Source organism: Candidatus Pantoea symbiotica, from assembly GCF_056491525.1.
Genome location: NZ_JBSZHR010000002.1, coordinates 2,091,497 through 2,114,450 on the forward strand (window position 1 = coordinate 2,091,497; position 22,954 = coordinate 2,114,450).

The 22,954-nt window shown below is 54.4% G+C and carries 23 protein-coding genes; 8 read left to right on the forward strand and 15 right to left on the reverse strand.

Going from position 1 to position 22,954, the window contains the following annotated elements; genetic code table 11:
- Positions 1-194: 194 nt before the first annotated feature.
- From prc to ACXIZX_RS10330, 3 genes are all read right to left on the reverse strand, one after another.
- Positions 195-2,234 (reverse strand): carboxy terminal-processing peptidase, encoded by a 2,040-nt coding sequence (prc, locus tag ACXIZX_RS10320; protein ID WP_061718719.1) that lies wholly within the window; start codon positions 2,232-2,234, stop codon positions 195-197.
- 19 nt (positions 2,235-2,253) lie between these two features.
- Positions 2,254-2,934, reverse strand: coding sequence for an RNA chaperone ProQ (proQ, locus tag ACXIZX_RS10325; protein WP_008110425.1), 681 nt, complete (start codon positions 2,932-2,934; stop codon positions 2,254-2,256).
- A 96-nt stretch (positions 2,935-3,030) separates the two neighbouring features.
- Positions 3,031-3,531 carry a GAF domain-containing protein gene (locus ACXIZX_RS10330; protein WP_008110428.1) on the reverse strand — a complete coding sequence of 167 codons (501 nt, stop codon included), beginning with the start codon at positions 3,529-3,531 and terminating at the stop codon, positions 3,031-3,033.
- A 217-nt stretch (positions 3,532-3,748) separates the two neighbouring features.
- Here ACXIZX_RS10330 and yebS point away from each other — a divergent pair, with 217 nt between their 5' ends.
- The 3 genes from yebS to rsmF all read left to right on the forward strand — a co-directional run bounded on the left by yebS (position 3,749) and on the right by rsmF (position 9,098).
- The gene (gene yebS / locus ACXIZX_RS10335) at positions 3,749-4,993 is read left to right on the forward strand and encodes a membrane integrity lipid transport subunit YebS (RefSeq protein WP_008110430.1); all 1,245 of its coding nucleotides are present in this window, start codon (positions 3,749-3,751) and stop codon (positions 4,991-4,993) included.
- On the forward strand, positions 4,962-7,601 hold the full coding sequence (locus ACXIZX_RS10340; RefSeq protein ID WP_479404101.1) for a PqiB family protein: 2,640 nt from the start codon (positions 4,962-4,964) through the stop codon (positions 7,599-7,601). The genes yebS and ACXIZX_RS10340 overlap by 32 nt, the downstream gene beginning before the upstream one ends.
- Positions 7,602-7,673: 72 nt before the next feature.
- A complete protein-coding gene (gene rsmF, locus ACXIZX_RS10345) occupies positions 7,674-9,098 on the forward strand; it encodes a 16S rRNA (cytosine(1407)-C(5))-methyltransferase RsmF (protein ID WP_479404102.1) in 1,425 nt (474 codons plus the stop codon).
- 3 nt (positions 9,099-9,101) lie between these two features.
- On the opposite strand, the gene ACXIZX_RS10350 is transcribed toward rsmF, so the two are convergent.
- Positions 9,102-9,749, reverse strand: coding sequence for a metallophosphoesterase (locus ACXIZX_RS10350; RefSeq protein WP_479404869.1), 648 nt, complete (start codon positions 9,747-9,749; stop codon positions 9,102-9,104).
- Positions 9,750-10,005: 256 nt separating this feature from the next.
- Here ACXIZX_RS10350 and ACXIZX_RS10355 point away from each other — a divergent pair, with 256 nt between their 5' ends.
- Positions 10,006-10,737, forward strand: a complete 732-nt coding sequence (locus ACXIZX_RS10355; protein ID WP_179450621.1) for a class I SAM-dependent methyltransferase — start codon at positions 10,006-10,008, stop codon at positions 10,735-10,737.
- Between the two features lie 85 nt (positions 10,738-10,822).
- On the opposite strand, the gene ACXIZX_RS10360 is transcribed toward ACXIZX_RS10355, so the two are convergent.
- From ACXIZX_RS10360 to copC, 7 genes are all read right to left on the reverse strand, one after another.
- Positions 10,823-10,990, reverse strand: coding sequence for a hypothetical protein (locus ACXIZX_RS10360; protein ID WP_008110452.1), 168 nt, complete (start codon positions 10,988-10,990; stop codon positions 10,823-10,825).
- 117 nt (positions 10,991-11,107) lie between these two features.
- Positions 11,108-11,428: a hypothetical protein gene (locus ACXIZX_RS10365; RefSeq protein ID WP_154193655.1), complete on the reverse strand. Its 321-nt coding sequence runs from the start codon at positions 11,426-11,428 to the stop codon at positions 11,108-11,110.
- Positions 11,429-11,623: 195 nt separating this feature from the next.
- Positions 11,624-11,767 carry a cold shock small protein YmcF gene (ymcF, locus tag ACXIZX_RS10370; RefSeq protein ID WP_085982370.1) on the reverse strand — a complete coding sequence of 48 codons (144 nt, stop codon included), beginning with the start codon at positions 11,765-11,767 and terminating at the stop codon, positions 11,624-11,626.
- Between the two features lie 2 nt (positions 11,768-11,769).
- The gene (gene cspE / locus ACXIZX_RS10375) at positions 11,770-11,982 is read right to left on the reverse strand and encodes a transcription antiterminator/RNA stability regulator CspE (RefSeq protein ID WP_007889586.1); all 213 of its coding nucleotides are present in this window, start codon (positions 11,980-11,982) and stop codon (positions 11,770-11,772) included.
- Between the two features lie 505 nt (positions 11,983-12,487).
- Positions 12,488-12,835 carry a YebY family protein gene (locus ACXIZX_RS10380; RefSeq protein ID WP_179450897.1) on the reverse strand — a complete coding sequence of 116 codons (348 nt, stop codon included), beginning with the start codon at positions 12,833-12,835 and terminating at the stop codon, positions 12,488-12,490.
- 33 nt (positions 12,836-12,868) lie between these two features.
- A complete protein-coding gene (gene copD / locus ACXIZX_RS10385) occupies positions 12,869-13,750 on the reverse strand; it encodes a copper homeostasis membrane protein CopD (protein ID WP_179450619.1) in 882 nt (293 codons plus the stop codon).
- Positions 13,751-13,753: 3 nt separating this feature from the next.
- Positions 13,754-14,131: a copper homeostasis periplasmic binding protein CopC gene (copC, locus tag ACXIZX_RS10390; RefSeq protein ID WP_179450617.1), complete on the reverse strand. Its 378-nt coding sequence runs from the start codon at positions 14,129-14,131 to the stop codon at positions 13,754-13,756.
- 153 nt (positions 14,132-14,284) lie between these two features.
- Here copC and ACXIZX_RS10395 point away from each other — a divergent pair, with 153 nt between their 5' ends.
- On the forward strand, positions 14,285-14,515 hold the full coding sequence (locus ACXIZX_RS10395) for a DNA polymerase III subunit theta (RefSeq protein ID WP_008110458.1): 231 nt from the start codon (positions 14,285-14,287) through the stop codon (positions 14,513-14,515).
- Between the two features lie 3 nt (positions 14,516-14,518).
- Positions 14,519-15,187, forward strand: coding sequence for an exodeoxyribonuclease X (gene exoX, locus ACXIZX_RS10400; protein ID WP_179450615.1), 669 nt, complete (start codon positions 14,519-14,521; stop codon positions 15,185-15,187).
- Here the strand turns inward: exoX and ACXIZX_RS10405 are convergent.
- Both ACXIZX_RS10405 and ACXIZX_RS10410 read right to left on the reverse strand, forming a co-directional pair.
- Complete coding sequence (locus ACXIZX_RS10405) at positions 15,181-17,244, reverse strand: prolyl oligopeptidase family serine peptidase (protein WP_179450613.1); 2,064 nt, start codon at positions 17,242-17,244, stop codon at positions 15,181-15,183. The genes exoX and ACXIZX_RS10405 overlap by 7 nt on opposite strands.
- A 139-nt stretch (positions 17,245-17,383) precedes the next feature.
- Positions 17,384-18,025 carry a tellurite resistance TerB family protein gene (locus ACXIZX_RS10410; protein WP_154156400.1) on the reverse strand — a complete coding sequence of 214 codons (642 nt, stop codon included), beginning with the start codon at positions 18,023-18,025 and terminating at the stop codon, positions 17,384-17,386.
- 161 nt (positions 18,026-18,186) lie between these two features.
- Between ACXIZX_RS10410 and purT the strand changes: the two genes are divergently transcribed.
- Positions 18,187-19,365 (forward strand): formate-dependent phosphoribosylglycinamide formyltransferase, encoded by a 1,179-nt coding sequence (gene purT / locus ACXIZX_RS10415; RefSeq protein WP_179450611.1) that lies wholly within the window; start codon positions 18,187-18,189, stop codon positions 19,363-19,365.
- Between the two features lie 40 nt (positions 19,366-19,405).
- Here purT and ACXIZX_RS10420 read toward each other — a convergent pair whose 3' ends face one another.
- Together ACXIZX_RS10420 and zwf are read right to left on the reverse strand one after the other, a co-directional pair.
- Complete coding sequence (locus ACXIZX_RS10420; protein ID WP_008110463.1) at positions 19,406-20,047, reverse strand: bifunctional 4-hydroxy-2-oxoglutarate aldolase/2-dehydro-3-deoxy-phosphogluconate aldolase; 642 nt, start codon at positions 20,045-20,047, stop codon at positions 19,406-19,408.
- 186 nt (positions 20,048-20,233) lie between these two features.
- Entirely contained in the window at positions 20,234-21,709 is a 1,476-nt protein-coding gene (gene zwf, locus ACXIZX_RS10425) for a glucose-6-phosphate dehydrogenase (RefSeq protein ID WP_061718590.1), read from the reverse strand.
- 372 nt (positions 21,710-22,081) lie between these two features.
- On the opposite strand from zwf, the gene ACXIZX_RS10430 reads away from it, so the two are divergent.
- Complete coding sequence (locus tag ACXIZX_RS10430) at positions 22,082-22,936, forward strand: MurR/RpiR family transcriptional regulator (RefSeq protein WP_061718589.1); 855 nt, start codon at positions 22,082-22,084, stop codon at positions 22,934-22,936.
- Positions 22,937-22,954 lie beyond the last annotated feature (18 nt).

Here is a 22,954-nt window from a genome sequence, read left to right on the forward strand (position 1 = left end):
CGCGCATATGCGCGGATATCTATCCTATGGTCATCGCCGCGCATTTCAAGCAACCTTAATCTTTAAGTGCCTAAAAAGACATAACTTTACATTAGGTAGTGAAGTGCGCAATTCAGTGTATCAGCAGCGCCTATTAACGATTTTAGCCTAAAAAAAAGCACCGCCGAAGCGGTGCTGTTTCACAGGCCAAACGGTTATTTCGCGCTTTCGGCTGCGGGCTGAGATTTCTCCAGCTGCGCCATGTCATTAGCGATTTTCACCGTTTCGTCCAGATACGGATCTGGCTCTTTATAGTCCTTCGGCAGATCTTCGATGCTCTTCAGCGGCGCTTTGCCTTCCGCCTGATAGCGTGCGTTGATACGCTCCAGACGCAGTGCATCATCTTCGCGGTTCTCTTTCTCACGCTGAGCAAGATTGAGCGACACGATATTACGCTTGTCTTTCATCGCATCGAAACGCGCAATATCTTTCATGATGTACTGGAACTCGCGATCTTTAGCGATGCGATCGGCGTGCTCTTTGGTCAGCTGCGGTACCAGCGGCGCGATATCGCCGGTTTTGGTGTAGCTTGCCGCATTCACGCTGTCCCAAGGCAACGCGTTGTCCTCGAACTTCTCACCGGTTTCTGCCGCTTCGACGCCGGTTGGCATCAGCAGATCCGGCGTTACGCCTTTACGCTGAGTACTGCCGCCGTTGATACGGTAGAACTTCTGAATGGTGTACTGTACGGAACCCAACGCTGGCCATTCAGGACGCAGCATCTGATCGTAAATGCGATTCAGCGAACGATACTGCTGCACGGTGCCTTTACCGAAGGTCGGTTCACCGACAATCAGCGCACGACCGTAATCCTGCATCGCCGCAGCGAAGATTTCTGACGCTGAAGCACTGAAGCGATCAACCAGCACCACCAGCGGACCTTTGTAATAGACAATGCCGTCGTTATCGCTGTCTTCGCGCACGCGTCCATTGTTATCACGCACCTGCACCACCGGACCGCTTGGAATAAACAGGCCAGAGAGTGAAACGGCTTCAGTCAAGGCGCCACCGCCGTTGGTACGCAGATCGATCACCACGCTGTCGACGTTCTGCTTCTGCAGTTTCTGCAGTTGCACCTTCACATCATCAGTCAGGCCAACGTAGAAGCCAGGAATGTCGAGCACGCCGACTTTCTCTTTGCCAACGTTATGCACGGTGCCTTTCACGGCGCGATCTTCCAGACGGATTTTTTCACGCGTCAGCGTGACGGTGCGGGTTTTCGTGCCCTTGCCGGCTGGCAGGATTTCCAGGCGTACTTTGCTGCCTTTCGGTCCTTTGATTTTTGAAACCACATCATCCAGACGCCAGCCAATCACATCTTCCATCGGCTTGCCCGGCTGAGCGACACCGACAATGCGGTCGCCGACGCTGATCGCTTTACTCTTCGCCGCCGGACCGCCTGCGACCATCGAGTTGATCACCGTGTAATCGTCATCCATCTGCAGCACTGCGCCGATACCTTCCAGCGACAGGCTCATTTCGGTATTGAACTGCTCGGTGTTGCGCGGTGAAAGATAGTTAGTGTGGGGATCGATTTCATGCGCGAACGCGGTCATCGCCAGCTGGAACACATCTTCACTGTTGCTTTGCGCCAGACGACGGATGGCAAAGTTGTAACGCTTGGTCAGCGTTTCGCGGATCTCTTTCTCATCTTTACCGGCCAGTTTCAGGCTCAGTTCGTCATATTTAACTTTGGCATCCCACAGCGCGTTGAGCTCATCAACGCTCTTCGGCCATGGCGATTTTGCCCGGTCAATGTCAATGGTGTCATTGCCGGTGAAATTCATTGGGCGGTTCAGCACGCTCAGCGCATATTGATAGCGCTCAAAGCGGCGTTTCTGCGCCAGATTGTAGAGATCGTAAAACACATCCAGCTTACCGCTGCGGAACTCATCACCGACGGTGGTTTTCTTGTCGGCGAATTGCGCGACATCCGATGCCAGCAGCACGTTGTGGCTGTAGTCGAGCAAATTCAGGTAGCGATCAAAAATTTTCGCAGAAAAGTCCTGATTCAAATCGAACTGGCGATAGTGAGAGCGGGTAAAACGCGAGGTAACGCGTTCGCTGACGGTGGGATGCTGTGGATCTTCGTGTAGCTGGGGAATCTGGTCGGCGCGGGTAATATTATCTGCACCAAAGGTGGGGCCTGCTAAAAGCAGGCCCGCGATCATACCGATCTTTAAAATATTGTTCATGCCAGGGTCAGCCTCCGTTTCAGAACTGCAAATGTTCTGCGCGCACAATCATAGCCATGCCGGAAGCGAGCTGAACCCGAACGCCATCTTTGGTAATTTCCAGAATGGTAGCGTCCATTGCACCTTTGCCTGCGGTCACTTTGATGTTCTGGCCGGGCTGCAACGTTGAGGTATCAGTGACAGGTTTAGCACGCGGTGGCTGCGGCGCTGCGGCACGTTCAGTAGCGGCCGCACGCGGCGCCTGAGGACGTGGCTTACGCGGTGCATCACCTTCGGCAGCTTTACGCGGAGCAGGCTTGCGCGGACGACGTTCAGCGGTCTCTTCACCGGCCTCACGCTTCTTCGCTTTCTGCTGATCGCGCTGCGCCTGAACGCGGGCTTTAGCTTCTTCCAGTTGCTTGCGCGCATGTTCTACGTGTTGCTCATCCAGCACGCCACAGGCGTTGCCATCGAGATCGACACGGATGGCACCTGCTTTGATGCCATAAAGATAACGCCAGCTAGAGGTATAAAGACGTAAGGCAGAACGCAGTTGCGTCTTGCTCAGGCTCAGTTCGCCTTGAACACGCTCGACCAGATCTTGAAAAATGCCGATTTTGAGCGGACGCGCCTCGCCTTCGGCGCTAAAGCATTGCGGAAAACGTTCCGCCAAAAAGGCGATGACTTCTTTACTGCTATTCAACTTAGGTTGATTTTCCATGAAATTTCCTGATTACAACGGATTTGCCGACCAGAGCAGGCATGAACAGGCGACATTATAATGACAACATCGCCAAATGCTATGTGATCCAGTCGATTAGCTGTGCGTCAGCTGAATAAATTTTACGATGTCGCTGCCCGCCAGCACTTCACAAAGCCCGTCGGTAAGGGCCACCAGCCCCGCTTCATCCTCGCTATCGAAGCGAGAATAAACCGTACTATCAATGTCTAAAACACCCACGAGGGTGCCATTTACTTTCAGAGGAATCACGATTTCGGCGTTGCTGGCCGCGTCACAGGCGATGTGACCTGGGAACGCGTGCACGTCTTCCACCAACTGCACTTTGTCCTCAGCTACCGCTGTACCACACACGCCTTTGCCAACCGGAATACGTACGCAAGCGATTTTGCCCTGGAACGGGCCTAGCACCAGCGTGTTCGGTTCCGTCAGTAAATAGAATCCAGCCCAGTTCACGCCTTCCAGGCGTTCAAAAAGCAACGCGCTGCAATTACCGAGCGCGGCCAGGAACGAGGTTTCGCCCGCCAACAGAGCGCGGATATCGCGATTCAAATCCTCGTAAAAAGCTTTTTTGTTCATTGTTCAACCATAACTCGTCACTGTGGTGACCTTGTTGTCACTCAGTTGTTAAAATAAGCACTAATAATCCAGGCGCATAAGGTGAATCATTCTGTTAGTTACTATACCCTTAGCAGTCGGTGGATAAGAGTATTCTGGTACCACCGAATATTGCAGGCAAATTTGCGCTACTCAGCATGCCGGTAAACGTAACGAACGATGGGCACTTGCGTCACCTATGAAAATTCACGCTATCAGCCAGACGTTGCCCCACGCACGTTATCAGCGTTGTCCGCAATGCGATACCCTTTTTTCCTTACCGGATGTGAAATCGCATCAGACAGCCTATTGCCCTCGCTGTCATGCACAAATTCAGAGCGGCCGTGACTGGTCGATGACGCGACTCACCGCCATGGCGGTGGTGATGATCGTGCTGATGCCGTTCGCCTTTAGCTTGCCGCTGGTCGATATTCGCCTGCTTGGCATGCGCATTAACGCCAGCCTGGTGGAGGGCGTGATTCAGATGGCGCAGCAGGGCGACACCCTAACGGCGTCGATGGTGGCGTTTTGCACCATTGGCGCGCCGGTCACGCTGGTCGTCGGCATCCTCTATCTTTGGCTGGGCAACGCGCTGGGTATGAACCTGCGCCCGGTCCTGCTGATGATGGATAAGCTCAAAGAGTGGGTGATGCTGGATATCTATCTGGTCGGCGTGGCGGTGGCCTCAATCAAGGTGCAAGATTACGCCTCGCTGGAGGTGGGCTACGGTTTAGTGGCTTATATCGCGTTGACGGTGCTGAGCCTGCTGACGCTGATTCACCTGAACGTCGAGCAGCTGTGGGAACAGTACTATCCGCAAGCGATGCCCACTTCCCCGCCCGAAGAGTGGCAAGTGTGCCTTAACTGCCATCAAACCGGTGTAGCCGATGAGCGTGGGCGCTGCACACGTTGCCACACGCCGCTCGACTATCGCCGCCGCCACAGTTTGCAGAAATCCTGGTCAGCGCTCATCGCCTCAATTGTGCTGCTGATCCCCGCCAATTTGCTGCCGATTTCGGTGGTGTACGTGAATGGCGCACGCCGTGAAGACACCATATTCTCCGGCATTCTGGGATTGGCATCGGGCAATATACCGGTCGCCGCCGTGGTGTTTATCGCCAGTATTCTGGTGCCCTTTACCAAAGTGTTAGTGATGCTGACCTTGCTGATCAGCATTCATTTCAAATGCGAACAAGGTTTAAAAACCCGCATTCGCCTGCTGCGCGCCGTCACATGGGTGGGCCGCTGGTCGATGCTGGATCTGTTCGTGATTGCTGTAACCATGTCGCTGGTCAATCGTGACCAGCTTCTGGCTTTTACCATGGGACCGGCCGCCTTCTATTTTGGTGCCGCCGTTGTTCTGACCATTATGGCTGTAGAGTGGCTTGATAGCCGCCTGATCTGGGATGCACATGCAACAGGAAACGCCGACTACACCGACTAGCGCCAATCTGCGCAACAAGCGCAAGATTTCGCCGTTCTGGTTATTGCCCATCATCGCCCTGCTGATTGCTGGCTGGCTGCTGTGGACCAATTATCAGGAGCGCGGTACGACGATCACCATTAACTTCCAGACCGCCGACGGGATTGTGCCAGGCCGCACGCCTATTCGCTATCAGGGCGTGGAAGTGGGCACGGTGCAAGGCATTGTGCTGAGTGATGACTATCGCAGCATCCAGATTAAGGCCAGCATCAAAAGCGACATGCGCGATGCACTGCGTGAAGACACCCAATTCTGGCTGGTGACGCCGAAAGCGTCGCTGGCGGGCGTCTCCGGGCTTGATGCGCTGGTCGGCGGTAACTACATCGGCATGATGCCGGGCAAAGGTAAAGAGAGCGATCACTTCACCGCGCTCGATACCCAACCGAAATATCGCGTCAATACCGGCGAGCTATTGATCCACCTGCGCGCGCCGGATCTCGGCTCGCTCAACACCGGTTCGCTGGTCTACTACCGCAAAATTCCGGTGGGTCGCGTCTACGACTACAGCCTGAACAACAGCACCGATGGCGTCACCATTGATGTGCTGATTGAGCGCCGCTTTATCAATCTGGTGAAAAAGCAGAGCCGCTTCTGGAATGTCTCCGGCGTTGATGCGGATGTCAGCCTGAGCGGTGCCAAAGTGAAGCTGGAAAGTCTGGCTGCGTTAGTGAATGGCGCGATTGCCTTCGATTCCCCCAATGACGGCGAGCAAGCGCAGGTGGATGCCAATTACCAGCTCTATCCGGATCTGGCGCGCAGTCAGCGCGGTGTGCAAGTGAAACTGGATCTGCCGAGCGGCGATAATTTGAAAGCGGATAGCACGCCGCTGATGTATCAGGGGCTGGAAGTCGGCACCTTAACTAAACTCAACCTGCTGGATGGCGGCAAGGTCACCGGCGAGCTGACGGTCGATCCTTCAGTAACCGGTTTGATGCGCAGCGGGACGCGCATTGAGATGCGCACGCCGAAGATCAGCCTGACCGACACCAATCTCAGCAGCCTGTTAACCGGCAATACCTTCGAACTGGTGCCCGGCGAAGGCGAACCGCAGGATCACTTCACCGTGTTACCGTCCAGTGAAACCTTGCTGCAAAAACCTGACGTGCTGACGGTAAAACTCAGCGCGCCGGAAACCTACGGCATCGATGCCGGCCAGCCGGTGATGCTGTATGGCATGAAAATCGGCCAGGTGATTTCACGCACACTGGATGAGAATGGCATCAGCTTCGTCGCAGCTATCAACCCGGAACACCGTAATCTGGTGCATGCCGACAGCAAGTTTGTGGTGAATAGCCGCCTCGATGTGAAGTTTGGCCTCGACGGTATGCAGGTGCTCGGCGCCAGCGCGCGCGAATGGGTCGATGGCGGTATTCGCCTGATTCCCGGCGCGAAAGGCAATCCATCCAGTCGTTATCCTTTATATGCGGATGCGGAGCGGGCCCAGGAAGGCATCGTGGGCGAACAGCCGCCGACCACGCTGAAACTTACCGCCAACAGCTTGCCGGATGTGCAGGCCGGTTCGGTGCTGCTGTACCGCAAATTCCAGGTCGGTGAAGTGGTGGATGTGGTGCCGCGCGCGGATGCGTTTGAAATCTCGATTCACATTCAGCCGCAGTATCGCAAGCTGCTCACTAGCGAAAGCGTGTTCTGGGCCGAAGGCGGCGCCAAAGTGCAGCTCAACGGCAGCGGCTTGACGGTACAAGCGTCTCCGCTCAACCGTGCGCTGAAAGGTGCTATCAGCTTTGATAATCTGACCGGTGCGCAGGCAGCGAAAGGCGTTAAGCGTGTGCTGTACGCTTCAGAAACCGCCGCGCGTGCGGTTGGCAGCCAGATTACGCTGCATACTTTCGATGCCAGCAAACTGGCGGCGGGAATGCCGATTCGTTATCTCGGCATCAACATTGGTCAGGTTGAATCACTGGCGTTGAGTTCGGATAATAATCAGGTGGTCGCCAAAGCGGTGCTTTATCCGGAATACGTGCAGGACTTCGCGCGCATCGGCAGCCGCTTCTCAGTGGTATCGCCGGAAATTTCTGCGGCGGGCGTGAATCATATCGAAACGCTGTTGCAGCCTTATCTCAACGTCGATCCGGGCAAAGGTGCACCGGCGCGCACCTTTGAACTGCAGGAAAGCACCATCACCGATTCACGCTACCTGAACGGCTTGACTATTTATGTCGATGCCGCTGACGCGGGATCGCTGTCGGTGGGCACGCCAGTGCTGTTCCGTGGCGTAGAAGTGGGCACGGTCACCGGAACGTCGCTGGGCAATATGGCGGATCGCGTGCAGATCGCGCTGCGTATCAGCAAGAAGTACCAGCATCTGGTGCGCAACAACTCGGTGTTCTGGCTGGCTTCCGGCTATAACTTTGATTTCGGCCTGATTGGCGGCGTGTTGAAAACCGGCACCTTCCAGCAGTTCATTCGCGGCGGCGTTCAGTTTGCCACCCCGCCGACGGTGCCATTAGCACCGCAGGCCGGCGCCAACAAACACTTCCTGCTACAGGATGAAGCGCCGAAAGCGTGGCGCGATTGGGGCACGGCGATTCCGGACCCTAATCAACCTTAAGCAAATCGGGCAGCCTGGCTGCCCGATTCTTTTTCGCGTGTTACACTTCGCGCTCATTTCGTTTCCCGGTAGATGCCCGTGTCCGATCGCTTTCCCGAAGATTTCCTCGCGCTGATGCGCGCCAGCCTTGCTGACGACGCCGAACTGCAACGCTTTCTCGCTATTAGCCAGCAACCGCTGCGTCGCAGCTTACGCGTCAACACCTTAAAAATTAGCGTGGAAGATTTCCTCGCCCGCACCGCCGACTATGGCTGGCGCTTATCGCCCATTCCATGGTGCGCCGAAGGGTTCTGGATTGAGCGTGACGACGAATCGTTGCCGCTCGGTAGCGTAGCGGAACACCTGAGCGGACTGTTCTACATCCAGGAAGCCAGCTCGATGCTGCCGGTCACCGCGCTGTTTGATGCCGCACCTGATGCGCGTCAGGTGATGGATGTAGCTGCTGCACCGGGCTCTAAAACCACGCAGATGGCCGCGCTGATGCGCAATGAAGGCGCTATTCTGGCGAATGAATACTCGGCCAGCCGCGTTAAAGTGCTGCACGCTAATATCAGCCGCTGCGGTGTCAGCAATGTGGCACTGACTCATTTTGATGGTCGCGTGTTTGGTGCCGCGCTGCCGGAGCGTTTCGATGCCATTCTGCTTGATGCGCCCTGCTCTGGCGAAGGCGTGGTGCGTAAAGATGCCGACGCGTTACGTAACTGGACGCTGGCCAGCACCGAAGCGATCGCTGAGACCCAACGCGATTTGCTCGACAGCGCTTTCCATGCCTTGCAGCCCGGTGGCACGCTGATTTACTCCACCTGCACACTGAATCAGATCGAGAATCAGCAGGTGATTCACTGGTTGCAACAGCGTTATCCCGATGCGGTTGAAATCGTACCGCTGAACAGCCTGTTCGCCGGAGCCGATCAGGCGTTAACCCCCGAAGGTTTCCTGCACGTATTCCCGCAAATTTTCGATAGCGAAGGTTTCTTCGTCGCGCGTCTGCGTAAAACCGCCAGCATTCCGGCATTGCCCACGCCAACCTATAAAGTTGGTAAACTGCCCTTTTCTCCGGCCAGCCGCAAGCTGAGCGCCGAAGTGCGGCAGGCGGCGGCAAAAGTCGGCTTGCAGTGGGATGAGAACCACACGCTGTGGCAGCGCGATAAAGAGCTGTGGCTGTTCCCGGCGGCGCTGGAGAGTTGGCTGGGAAAAGTGCGCTTCTCGCGTATCGGCCTCAAGCTGGCAGAAACCTTCCCTAAAGGTTATCGCTGGCAGCACGAAGCGGTTGTGGCGCTGTCGCAGCCAGGCAGCGCGCTGGATTTCGAACTCACCGATGCGGAAGCGGAAACCTGGTATCGCGGTCAGGATATCCATCCGGAAAGCTTGCCCAATCGGGATGAAGTGATCGTCACCTATCAGCAGCAGCCGCTGGGATTGGCGAAGAAAGTGGGTAATCGCATTAAAAACAGTTATCCGCGTGAACTGGTGCGCGACGGGCGTCTGTTCCGTTAAACGTTACTGTAATTGCACCAGAGTAAGATGATTGCCGAAGACCGCGCCGGTATCAATGTAATGCTGATTCGCCACATTGAGCGGTTGTTCTAACGGCGTGTGGCCGAAGTAGAAATCACTGGCGCCATCGATGTGGGCTGAACTGCCACGTTGATGGCGTCCCAGCCGATCGCGACTCCACACCACTTGTTGCCAGTCAACATCCTGCCCCAACGCATAATGGCTGGCAGGATAATCGGCGTGGGCAATCACCACCACGCGATCGCCGAAATCCAGGTGCAGGATCAACGGTAACTCAGCGCAGCGTTTCAACGCATGGCGCGCAGCAATTAATTTTGCGCCCTTCAACTGCCAAAACCACTCGCCGCCGTTCATCATCCATAAGGTTTGATCGCGCCCATCCAGCGCAGCGAGCGCCATCTGTTCGTGATTGCCGCGCACGCAGCGAAACCAGGGTTCCTGCATCAGCGCTAAACAGCCAGGACTGTCCGGCCCGCGATCGATTAAATCGCCCACCGAAAGCAATAAGTCCTGCTGCTTATCAAAATCCCGCTTCTGCAGTTGTGCATCGAGTTGGGCGCGGCAACCGTGCAGATCGCCAACCACCCAAATCTTTCGCCACATTTGCGTGTTTACCGTTTGGTAAAGCATGTAATCTTCCCCGGTTGACTGGAAGTTTAGTGAGCCCGGCATAAAGTATAGTCCGGTCAGGTTTAGCCAGCGGAGGGAACAGCATGAGCGGACGGAAGCAATTCATTGGTGTATTAATCGTTATTTTCATTGGCAGCTTGCTGCTGCTGGAATCACTCGCTCGTCTGGTACATCTGTTATTCGTGGGATAATTACGCGGCTTTACATTCCGCGCTAAACGCCTAAACTCCTTTGCGCATCATATAAAGGAGCCTGTATGAGCCAGAATATTTACGACAATCCCACCTTTTTTGCCGGTTACGCCACCTTGCCACGTTCCGTTAAGGGATTAGACGGCGCGCCAGAATGGGCCGCACTGCGTGCATTACTGCCTGACCTGCAGGATAAACGTGTTCTCGATTTAGGTTGCGGCTACGGCTGGTTTTGCCGATACGCACAGCAGCAAGGCGCACGCGACGTGCTGGGACTCGACGTTTCCGAGAAGATGCTGGCGCAGGCCGCAACCATGACGCAGGGAACGGAGATTCGCTACCAGCGCGCCGATTTAGAAACGCTGCAGCTAAGCGAATCCTTTGATCTCGCTTACAGCTCGCTGGCGCTGCACTACCTCACCAATATTGACGCGCTCTTCGCAACCCTGTTTGAGGCAATCACACCTGGCGGCGCGCTGGTGTTTTCCTGTGAACATCCGATTTACACCGCACCTGCACAACAGCAGTGGATGGTGGATGAGCACCAGCAGCGCAGTTGGCCGGTCAATCATTATCAGCAGGAAGGCGAGCGCATCAGCAACTGGTTTGCCGATGGCGTGAAGAAGCAGCATCGCAAGCTGTCAACCTGGATCAATGCAGTAATCGGCGCAGGATTTGAGATGGTACATCTTGATGAATGGGGCCCGAGCGAAGAGATGGTTGCGCTGAATCCCGCGCTGGCGGAAGAACGCGATCGTCCGATGATGTTTTTGCTGGCAGCGCGTAAACCGCTGTGACCGTTGTCCTGAGGCTGCACAATGCAGCCTTTTACACATCCCGGCAGCGCTATATGCGGCGGGCATCGTGCTTAATATTTAACGGCTAACGCGTGATTAAAAAGATCGCCAGCAAGAAGAAGGCTAATAAACCGGCAAATGTCAGTGTCCCAATACGCGGCGTTTTGGCGCGGCCGACTACCACACCAATAAAGATACAAAGCAGCGTTAGGGTGCCAATCATTACCCAGAGAAGATATTGTGTATTTGCCATGAAGGATCCTTATCCGTCCATTAATCAGATGCGCCAACGTTATACCATTTTTCACACAGGCTGACTGCAGCTATATAACCGCACCTTTTCTGCTGATTATTTCCCGTCCAGTCATCATCAAGTCGCGTTATGCTCGCAACGCACAGCCTTGAGATTTTCCAACTGCTGTAAACGCGCTGCAGCCTTATTGTTCGCACTGGCTTTCGCAATGCCGTTACCGATACCAAAATCCCCAACGAAGCCGAGGACTGTCAACGCATCAAACTCGCCAGTTTTATCGATCTGCTGCTTAACACTTTGGCTTTTAGCAATCTCCTGATTCAGTGCTGCACAGTCGTAGGTTTGCGCTTCGGCATCGCTCACATTGGCAGACTGCGGATATTGTTTCAGCGCGCAACCACTCAGCAGCATGGCGATCAGAATAACAGGCTTGTACATCTTGCAAAATTCTCACTAAAGCGGCGATTTATTACGAGAAACTGTAGCATCCGGGGGAGATGACGATCGGGGGAATAAGTAACGTTAAGATGGGTATTTAAAAATAAAAAAGCACTGCCTAAGCAGTGCTAATAATTCTCATATCAGGCAATTGCCTGATAAGCCCTAATAATTATCAGGGCAGAAAATCCGTTATTATGCAGTTTTCAACATAATCATTGATGATTTGCAGAAAATGCATTTAGCGCCATGTGGGTTCATTTTAGTAATATCGAACGCGGAGGTGCGATATTGTGAACTCTGGCAATGCGGACATCTTAAACGATGATAAATACGAATAATTACAGACCTAATACATTTGTTGCAGACGGACCTTTAGGACCATCTTCAACTGAAAACTCAACACGCTGACCTTCATCAAGTGAGCGATAATCAGTGCCCTGAATGGCAGAGAAGTGGACGAAAACGTCCTTGCTGCCATTTTCAGGAGAAATAAAGCCGAAGCCTTTTTCTGAGTTGAACCATTTTACCGTTCCAAGAATTTTATTAGACATAATTTTTACCTTTTAAATGAGCCTATTGGCGTAAGGGCCGAGTTGCAGATACGAATCAGAACTTAGGATAAGACTCAAAGAGAAAGGGCTTGAAGCGGCACTAACTGGGATGAGAAATACAATGGGAACTAACCTTCTAACTGTCTGCTATTCAGACCGACGAAACATTAACGCATTTATTTTCGACACTAGCAAGCGAAAAGAATATTTAATTCTCGGTTAGTGATGATGGTTTTTGAATTTAGAACGTAAAAAAGAGACAAAAAAAGACCGAATACGATTCCTATATTCGGTCCAGGGAAATGGCTCTTTGAGAGCCGTGCGCTAAAAGTTGGCATTTTTGCAGGCGAGGACGCCTTGCCATTTAAAGGTAGACCAGGATTGATGGTTTTCCAGCCAATCTGGAGGTTTGATACGGAAAGGTGACAACTCTGTGATCGTGCTGACAGAACAAGTAAGCAAGCGTAGCGGCAAAAATGTGCGCTACGCCTGAAAAATGAGGGGATTACTTATCGCACAGTTGCTGGGCGCGATCGATGATCGGCTGCAGACTCATTTTCTGATCTGGATGGGCTTTATCAACGGCGACGATGGTGTCGATCGATTGCAGAGTGCCCTGCCCGGCAGTTTTGCGCGCCAGGGCTTTATCGTTAAGCGGATACTGCAGCAGCGTGCCCGGATTAATCGCGAACAACGCGCCGTCTTTCTCGCAGGTCAACATCACCTCTTCGCGGGTGAAGGGCCATTTATCTTTTCCAATCTCAAAACGGCTGACGGTAATAATCTGTGCCGCCATCGCCTGGCTGCACAGCGCCATCAATACGCAAGCTGGAATCAGTTTCTTCAGCAAAATATCGACCTCATTTCATCTTCTTTAATGACACATTCAGGCAGGTGACAGTGTGGCAAACACACTCACCAACCCAATAACAAGAACGGCCAGCAGCAGCTCAAGCTGCGTCAGGCGAATAAACAGATGCGCTGTATTGCTGGCCGCCAGGCGAAAACGCGGCACCAGCAGATAGCGATTGGTTAACGCGATAGCGATCATCAGCATGACCAGCAGCACCTTCACCACCAGCAGCTCGCTCCACAGCGTGGCTTGCCAATTCAGCGGTGAACCGGCAATCAGCAGGCTATTAATCGTGCCCGTCAGCAGCGCTAGCGCTACCGCGAGATGTCCGTAACGCGAGAAGCGCATCATGCAGCGGATCGCATCGGTGCGAAAGGCAATCTGCCGCGCTTCACGCATCAGCACTAATAGCGGCAATAATCCCCCCGCCCAGAATGCAGCCGCAATTAAATGCAGTGCATGATTGCCTTGCTGCAGCAATCCAGGCCAGCCATCGCGCATCGCGGCATGCCCTACGCCGGCTAAAGCCATCAACTGCAAGAGGCCGCTGCATAGCAGCAGATTTTGCCGCAGTGTGCCACGCAGCAGCAGCGCCAACGTGCTCAGCAGTGCGAAAGCAATTTCCCAGCGCCAAACCTGACCGAAGCGTGTGCTAAGCACCGCTTGCCAGATTGCGCTATCACTGACATTTCGCCAGTCGCCGCTCATCAAGCCGGTTTGTGTTGCCAGCATCAACAGCGCGCTGAACAAACTCAGCAGCGCGCTAGTACGTAAAATTAAACCTAAACGTTGTGATAGCAGCGGACGATAGCGGCGCGGCGCCAGCAGCGCTGTATAGAAGGCGCTACCGGCGAGCAGCAGCACCGACAAAAAATGCAGCGCTCGCAAGCCAATCCACAACGTGCCCAAACTCATCAATCACTTCACGCTGAAGCTGTAGCTGCCTTTGGTTTTATGCCCATCAACGGACAGCACATGCCAGTTAACCTGATAATTGCCCGATGGCAGCGGCTGGCTGATCGGCACAATCAACTGATCATGTTGTTTATTGTTGAGTTGGGCTTTTCCAGTCGCCACCGGCTGATGTTGAGCATTGAGCACATCCACGCCACTGAATGCCGCTTCAACATCTTCGGTAAAGGTCAGCGTTAAATTCTGCGGGGACGTTTCCACCACCGCTTTATCGGCTGGAACCGGTGTTTTCAGGTGAGCATGCGCCATGGCAAACTGGCTGAAGGCCAGCGTTGATGACGCCAGAAGTAGCGCGACGACCGAGTTGAACGCAGTTTTCTTCATGACTTCTTCCCTTTTAAATACGGCAAACCACCGTAAACGTGGCAGCAGGATACGCCGCCGATCCGCAGGTGTCGAGACTTGCGGTGCGATCCAATCCCCTTGATCCCAGGGTCCGAAACCATTACTTTTGCCCCTGTTTATCAGGAGAAAAGCATGAGCCAAAACCTTGCCCTGCTCTCGCAGGAAGAGAAAGACAAAGTGAATGTCGATCTGGCCGCCGCAGGCGTTGCATTTAAAGAACGCTACAATATGCCGGTGATTGCCGAAATGGTGGAACGCGAGCAACCCGAAGCGCTGCGTGACTGGTTTCGTCAGCGCTTAATGAACTATCGCCAGGCTTCGCTTAGCCTGTCGCGCCTGCCCTACGAACCTAAGCAGAAGTAATTTATGTTACGTGTTATTGATACCGAAACCTGCGGCTTGCAGGGCGGCGTGGTGGAAGTGGCGTCGGTGGATGTCATTGATGGTCAGATTGTTAATCCGATGAGCGACTTAATCTGCCCGGATCGCCCAATCAGTCGCCAGGCGATGACGGTACATCGCATTACCGAAGCGATGGTGGTGGGCAAACCCACCATTGAAGAAGCGATCGGCCGCTATCATGGCAGCCCGCATTATGTGGCGCACAATGCCAGTTTTGACCGTCGCATGTTGCCTACGATGCCAGGCGAATGGATCTGCACCATGACGCTGGCGCGTCAACTGTGGCCAGGCATTAAATATGGAAATCAGGCACTGCGTCATAGCCTGAAGCTGGATGTCACGCCGCCTGCTGAATTGCATGCGCACCGCGCATTGTATGACTGTTACGTCACCGCTGCGCTGCTGATCCGCATTATGGAAACCTCAGGCTGGAACGCCGAGCAGATGGCGAATTTGTGCCAGCCTGCGCCGGTGAGCGGCGATGTCTTCCCGTTCGGCAAATATCGCGGTCAGAGCATTGGCAGCATCGCGCGCAAAGATCCCGGCTATCTGCGTTGGGTGCTGGAAAATGTGCGCGATTTGCGCCCACCGTTACGGCAGGCGCTGCGTAAGTACGTGAAGAGCGATCAGTAATCGACGCGGTCTGGCAAGCTGCCCTGCGCCAGGCCGATCAGGAAAGTGAACTCCTGCGCCACACCTTCATACGCTTTGAAACGACCCGATTTGCCGCCGTGGCCAGAATCCATCTCAGTGCAGAGTAACAGCAGCGAATCGTTGGTTTTCAACTCGCGCAGTTTCGCCACCCATTTGGCCGGTTCCCAATACTGCACCTGCGAATCGTGCAGGCCGGTTGTGACTAGCAAATGTGGATAGGCTTTGGCTTCGATGTTGTCATACGGGCTGTATTGGCGGATGAGGTGATAAAACTCCGCCTGTTCGGGATTGCCCCACTCATCGTATTCGCCGGTGGTCAGCGGAATCGTCGGATCGAGCATCGTAGTCACCACATCCACAAACGGCACCTGCGCCACCACGCCGTGGAACAGATCCGGTGCCATGTTCACCATGCCGCCCATCAGTAATCCTCCGGCGCTGCCGCCCATCGCGTAGAGCTGCTGGCGATTACCATACCCTTTCGCCACCAGCGCTTCGGTGACATCAATAAAATCAGTGAAGCTGTTGATTTTATTCTTCAGGCGGCCACCGTCATACCATTGCTGGCCGAGTTCGCCGCCGCCGCGCACGTGAATAATGGCGTAGACGAATCCGCGTTCCAGCAAGCTGATGCGGCTGGTGCCAAAGCTGGCATCCATGCTGCTGCCATAAGCGCCGTAACCATATACCAGCAACGGATTGTTGCCGCGCTGGAAATGCTTGCGGTGATAGACCAGCGAAACCGGTACTTCCGTTCCATCGCGCACGGTGATCCACAGATGCTCGCTTTTATAATCCTCGGATTTGAAGCCCGGCACCGGCGTGCGCTTTAGCACGCGACGATCGCCGGTTTCCATGTTCAGTTCAAACAAGGTGGTTGGCGTGGTCATGGAGGAGTAGCCATAGCGCAAAGTGTCGCTTTCCGGCGAAGGATTATAGGCAAGCCAGGTGACGTAGGCCGGATCGTCAAAGGCGATGCCAAAGCTTTCGCCGCTCTCCCAGTTAATCTGCCGTAAGGTGTTCACGCCGTGCTGACGCTCTTCCACCACCAGCCAATGGCGGAACAGCTGGAAATCCTCCAGCACCACGTTGTCACGTGCCGGGATCAGCGATTGCCAGCGCGCTTCCGCCAGCCACGCGCTGCGAAAGAGGCCGAAGTTTTTGCCGTCGCGATTCGAGCGAATGTAGAACTGATGATTGTAGTGATCGATGCTGTATTCATGGTCGCGGCGACGCGGACAAAACGTTTGCGGCTGTGCATCTGGATACTCGGCATCGATCAGCAGAATCTCGCTGGTGTTGGTGCTGTATAGCGCAATCAGAATGAAGTGCTCGGAGGTGGTTTTGTGCACGCTCAGGTGGAAGGAATCATCCTTCTCTTCATACACTAGCTGATCGTCAGATTGCGGATGTCCCAGCTCATGGCGCCACACCTGATACGCCAGCAGCGTTTTCGGATGCTTACGCACGTAGTAGAGCGTGCGGGAATCATTGGCCCAGGCCACGCTGGATGACGCATTGGTCAGCACTTCCGGATACCAGCTGCCGCTCTGTAAATTACGGAAGCGAATGCCGTATTGACGGCGTGACAGGAAGTCTTCCGCTAAGGCCATCACCTGATTGTCCGGCGTAATCGCCAGCGCACCCATAGTGTAAAAATCACTGTGCGCGGCTCGCTGGTTACCATCAAGCAGCAGCTGCCACGGCTCCTCCGCCGGCGCGTCTAGCGGCTGGCGGAAATAGGCGGGATATTCGTTGCCCACTTCATAGCGGCTTTGATAGCGATAGCCGTTTTTCACGTAGGGCACCGAGTGATCCTGCGGCGGAATACGGTCAACAATCTCTTTCAACACTCGTTCCTGCAGCGGATTCTGCGACGCCATCATGGCGCGTCCATAATCATTTTCGGCGTGCAGATGGGCCAGCACTTCTGGATTCTCGCGGTCGTCATCACGTAACCAGTGATAATTATCGATGCGCGTTTCACCGTGCAGATTCATGGCATGGGGAATTTTTTTCGCGTGTGGCTGATTCATTAGGCTCTTCTCCCTGAAGGACAACATTCAGCAAGCGTGGCACTAATCGCGTGCGATGCCAAGCTGCACGCAGCATCACTTTGCACAGGGCAAGCCAGACAGGGAAAACGAAGGCTGCGGATGCAACCTTCGTAATGGATTACGCGGCTTTTTCCGCATCGATATCGCGTTGAATACCGTCGCGCACATCCTGGGGAATTTTCAGCGCATCGCCGAGCGCGGAGAGATAGCTACGCTCCATAAAGTGGTCGACATCAATGGCGGCACAGCTGAGGAAATAGAGCTCCAGCGCCTCTTCTTCGTTTTTAACGTCAGCGGCCAGCCAGTTGGGATCGAGCGGGCGATTCATCGCCTGCTGAATCAGCGCTTCAGCCTGTGCGCCGTAGCCCGCCTGCTGAATGTTTTGCTCAATCGCCGCGCGCTCTTGATCGTCAATGTGACCGTCACTTTTCGCCGCGAACACCAGCGCCGTGACTAATCGCTCTGCGCGTTGATCCATAGGCGTTTGCAGCTGACCAAAGCTCGCATCGTCCTGATGGGTTTCACGTATGCGCTGTTTGTATTTGTTCCACAGCAGCGCGCCCGCCGCCGCGCCGCCGCCCAACAACAAGGCTTTGCCGCCATATTTGGTCAGCAACTTACGCGTGGATTTACTGCCCACCAGCAATCCCGCCAGCCCGCCTAATGCGCCAGGTGCCAGCATGTCACTTAAGCCGCCCGACTTTCCGCCACCGCCCTTCTTCGCCAGCACCGATTGAATTTGCTGTAGCCAATTACTCATCGTTTAACTCCCGTTTAATTTTCCGTTCTCCATGCTGCCGCAGGCTGTGTCAGTTAACGTCAGAGCGGGAAAAGTATGGCAAACCTGATCGTGGCGAAAGCGTGAGTACGCAAACGTTTTCGTTTATACTGCGCGCGCATTTTGACTGCTAAGGTGAAATTATGACGACTCTCGGAACCGCGCTGCGCCCTGCCGCTACGCGTGTCATGCTGTTAGGTTCAGGCGAATTAGGCAAAGAAGTGGCACTCGAGTGCCAGCGTCTGGGTGTGGAAGTGATTGCGGTGGATCGTTACGCCGATGCCCCAGCGATGCACGTGGCGCATCGCAGCTATGTAATCAACATGCTGGACGGCGACGCGCTGGCCGCATTGATTGCCCAGGAAAAGCCGCACTTCGTGGTGCCTGAAATTGAAGCCATCGCCACCGAAAAACTGCTGGAGCTGGAAGCGCAAGGTCAGAAAGTGGTGCCGACTGCACGCGCCGCGCGTCTGACCATGAACCGCGAAGGCATTCGTCGTCTGGCGGCGGAAGAGTTGTCGTTGCCGACCTCGACTTACCAGTTTGCTGACAGCAAAGAGAATTTTATTGCCGCCGCTGAAGCGATTGGATTCCCGTGCATCGTTAAGCCGGTGATGAGCTCATCCGGTAAAGGTCAAAGCTTTATCCGCGAAGCCAGCCAGCTGGACAAAGCCTGGGATTATGCGCAGCAAGGCGGACGTGCCGGTGCGGGCCGCGTGATCGTCGAAGGTGTGGTGAAGTTTGATTTCGAAATTACCCTGCTGACCATTAGCGCGGTGGATGGCATCCACTTCTGCGCGCCGATTGGTCATCGTCAGGAAGATGGCGATTATCGTGAATCATGGCAGCCGCAGCAGATGAGTGAACTGGCGCTGCAACGCGCGCAGGATATCGCCGCTAACGTGGTGAAAGCGCTCGGCGGATACGGCCTGTTTGGCGTGGAGCTGTTCGTCTGTGGTGATGAAGTGGTGTTCAGCGAAGTGTCACCGCGTCCGCACGATACCGGCATGGTAACGCTGATTTCGCAGGATCTGTCTGAGTTCGCGCTGCATGTGCGCGCCTTCCTCGGTCTGCCAATTGGCGGCATTCGTCAATACGGCCCTGCGGCGTCGGCAGTGATTCTGCCTGAGCTGAACAGCCAGAACGTGCAATTCGGGAATATCGAAGCCGCGCTGGGAGCCGGGTTGCAGCTGCGCCTGTTTGGTAAACCGGAAATCGCCGGTCAACGCCGTTTGGGTGTGGCTTTGGCAACCGGTGAAAACACCGATGAAGCTATCGCGCGCGCCGTTGCCAGTGCGGCAGCGGTAAAAGTGGAAGGTTAAGTATAAATGAGAGGTCGCCATGAATGGCGACCCTACCAATTTATGCACGCGCCCCTTCAACCGCTTCACGCGCCAGACGCGTAATACGATCCCAGTCACCACTTTCCAGCGCATCATTCGGTACCAGCCACGAACCGCCAATACACAGCACGCTTTTCAGCGCCAGATAATCACGATAGTTGGCTGGCGAGATGCCGCCGGTTGGGCAGAAACGCACCTGCGGGAACGGACCACCGATCGCTGATAATGCTTTCACGCCACCGTTGGCTTCCGCCGGGAAGAATTTGAATTCACGCAGGCCGTAATCCATACCGGTCATCAGTTCTGAAACCGTGCTGATACCTGGAATCAATGGCACCGGACCTTCAACCGCAGCCTTCAGCAACGATTCTGTCAATCCAGGGCTGATTACAAACTGCGCACCGGCGTCAGTGACTTCTTTGAGTTGCTGGGTGTTGATCACCGTGCCCGCACCAACAATCGCTTCCGGTACTTCTTTAATCATGGCGCGCAGCGCGTCCATCGCCACCGGGGTACGCAGCGTGACTTCCAGCACACGCACACCGCCCGCTACCAGCGCTTTCGCCATCGGCACCGCGTGTTCCAGCTTGTTCACCACGATGACCGGCACGACCGGGCCAGTTTTCAGGATCTGTTCAGCACTTGTTTTCCAGTTCTTCATCACGTTTCCTTAGTTGCATCAGCCCGGCGTTTAACCACGCTGTCAATAATTGGGCTCTACCATACAAGATCGGCTGGAGCGGCGTCCATCGGATATCAAAATTTTTTGAAACTCAGGTTCACTTTTAAGAAAAATGAATTTTGGCCGAAAAAAAGCCCGCGCATTGGCGGGCTCAGCATTAGGTCTTTATTCAAACTCGTTCCAGGAACGGCCATCGCGGGTAATCATCGCGACTGAGGCAACCGGTCCCCACGTTCCCGCCTGATACGGCTTCGGCGCTTCGGCATCGGCATTCCAGGCATCGATGATTGAATCCACCCAGCCCCACGCCGCTTCCACTTCATCACGACGTACAAACAGCGCCTGAATACCGCGCATGGTTTCCAGCAGCAGACGCTCGTAAGCATCGGCCAGATGCGACTGGTTGAAGGTTTCGGAGTAGCTCAGATCCAGCTTAGTGGTCTGCAGTTTATGCTTGTGGTCGAGTCCCGGCACTTTGTTGAGGATTTCGATATCCACGCCTTCGTCCGGCTGCAGACGAATGGTCAGCTTGTTCTGCGGCAGTTCAGCGTAAGAATCTTTGAACAGGTTCATCTCAGGATTCTTGAAGTACACCACCACTTCAGAGCATTTGGTTGGCAAGCGCTTGCCGGTACGTAGATAGAACGGCACGCCAGCCCAGCGCCAGTTGTCGATATCCACGCGGATCGCCACGAAGCTTTCGGTGGCGCTCTGCTTGTTAGCGCCCTCTTCTTCCAGATAGCCCGGCACTTTCTTGCCCTGCACAAAGCCAGCGGTGTACTGACCGCGTACGGTTTTATCACGCACGTTGGTTTGATCGATACGGCGCAGTGAGCGCAGCACTTTCACCTTCTCATCACGAATCGCATCCGCGCTCAGATCGGATGGCGGCGACATGGCAATCATGGTGAGGATCTGCAACAGGTGGTTCTGAATCATGTCACGCATCTGGCCAGCTTTGTCGAAGTAACCCCAACGGCCTTCGATACCGACCTCTTCCGCCACGGTGATCTGCACGTGATCGATGGTGCGGTTGTCCCAGTTGTTGACGAAGATGGAGTTGGCAAAACGCAGCGCCAGCAGGTTAAGCACCGTCTCTTTACCGAGATAGTGGTCAATACGGAAAACCTGACCTTCTTCGAAGTATTTGCCAACGCTGTCATTGATCTCTTGCGAGGTTTCCAATGAGGTGCCGAGCGGCTTTTCCATTACTACACGCGCCGGTTTGGCATTCAGTTTGGCGGCGCCAAGACCGTCACAAATCGCGCCAAAGGTGCTTGGCGGCATGGCGAAGTAGTTGATGGTGACGCGGTTTTTCTGGTCAAGCATTTTGCCCAGTTTGGTGAAATGCGAGGTGTCATTTACGTCGAGGTTACAGAAGTCGAGACGGCTGCTGAGTGTGTCCCACAGCGCTTCATCGATCTTCTCTTTCATGAAGGTTTCCAGCGCTTCACGTACCACTTTGGTGTACGCGGCTTTGTCCCAATCCGCGCGACCCACGCCAATAATGCGAGTGGTTTCATGAATCTGACCGGCTTTTTCCAACTGATACAGTGATGGCAACAGTTTACGGCGCGCTAAATCGCCTTTGGCACCGAAAATCACCAGATCGCATGCCTGGGCTGTTTGTGTAACCGCCATTTTCCTCTCCTCGTTGCAGGATATACCCGGCTTGAGCGTTCTCATCACGCCGGGTCCTTATTGTAATTTTCTTACAGCACAATGTACGTTTTTCGCCGGTCCAGGACAACCCGAACACCGCGTTTTGCTGGCGTTAACTGTGGACGTAATAAAGGTGTTAAGTGTGTTGTAGCGTGCCATTTGAGCACATTTTCTGTTTCGATATTTGTCGTGGCAAAACACGTCAGCGATCAAAGTATCGCAAAAAATTCGCGTTTACATTTGTCCTCCGCTGCGTGCGAGCTGCTATTACACGGTATATTCTTGGGAATTGGCAGCGATTTCATTGATTGATGAACGCGGAAAAGTGATTGACGCTCATTAGGTTAAACCATGCTGGAACAAATTCAGGCGCAACTCGATGCGTTAAGTAAATCAGAACGTAAAGTCGCAGAACAAATTCTCGCTGCGCCGCAGCAGGCGATGCACTCCAGCATCGCCACGCTGGCACGCGCCGCTGACGTCAGCGAACCAACGGTGAATCGCTTCTGCCATCGTATGGGCACGCGCGGCTTTCCTGACTTCAAATTGCAGCTCGCGCAGAGCCTGGTGAAAAGCCCGAACTGGGTGAGCCGCGATGTGGAAGAAAATGACAGTGTGGAAAGCTATAGCCACAAAATTTTTGATTCCGCGTTAGCCGGCCTCAGCCGCGTACGTCAGCAACTCGATTCTCAGGTCATTCGCCAGGCCGTTCAGGCATTATCAAACGCCCATAAAATTGCCTTCTTTGGCCTTGGTGCCTCTGCCGTGGTTGCACACGACGCCACCAACAAATTTTTGCGTTTTAATCTGCCGGTCATCTGGTCAGAGGATATTGTGATCCAGCGCATGAGTTGCATAAATAGTGGTCCAAATGATGTGTTTGTTCTCATCTCACATACTGGTCGCACCAAAAATATGGTAGAACTGGCTCGCCTGGCGCGTGTAAACGCTTCCACTGTGCTGGCTATCACTTCTCCGGGTTCCCCGCTGGCGGCCGAAGCCACACTGGCTTTGACGCTCGACGTGCCCGAAGATACCGATATCTACCTGCCAATGGTTTCCCGCCTCGCACAATTAACCGTGATTGATGTTCTGGCGACAGGGTTTACCCTTGAGCGCGGCGCCGCTTTCCGTGAAAATTTGAAACGGGTGAAAGAAGCGCTGAAAGATTCACGCCTGGAGAAACAGGCGCAGGAAAATAATTAACATCACATTCACAATGTG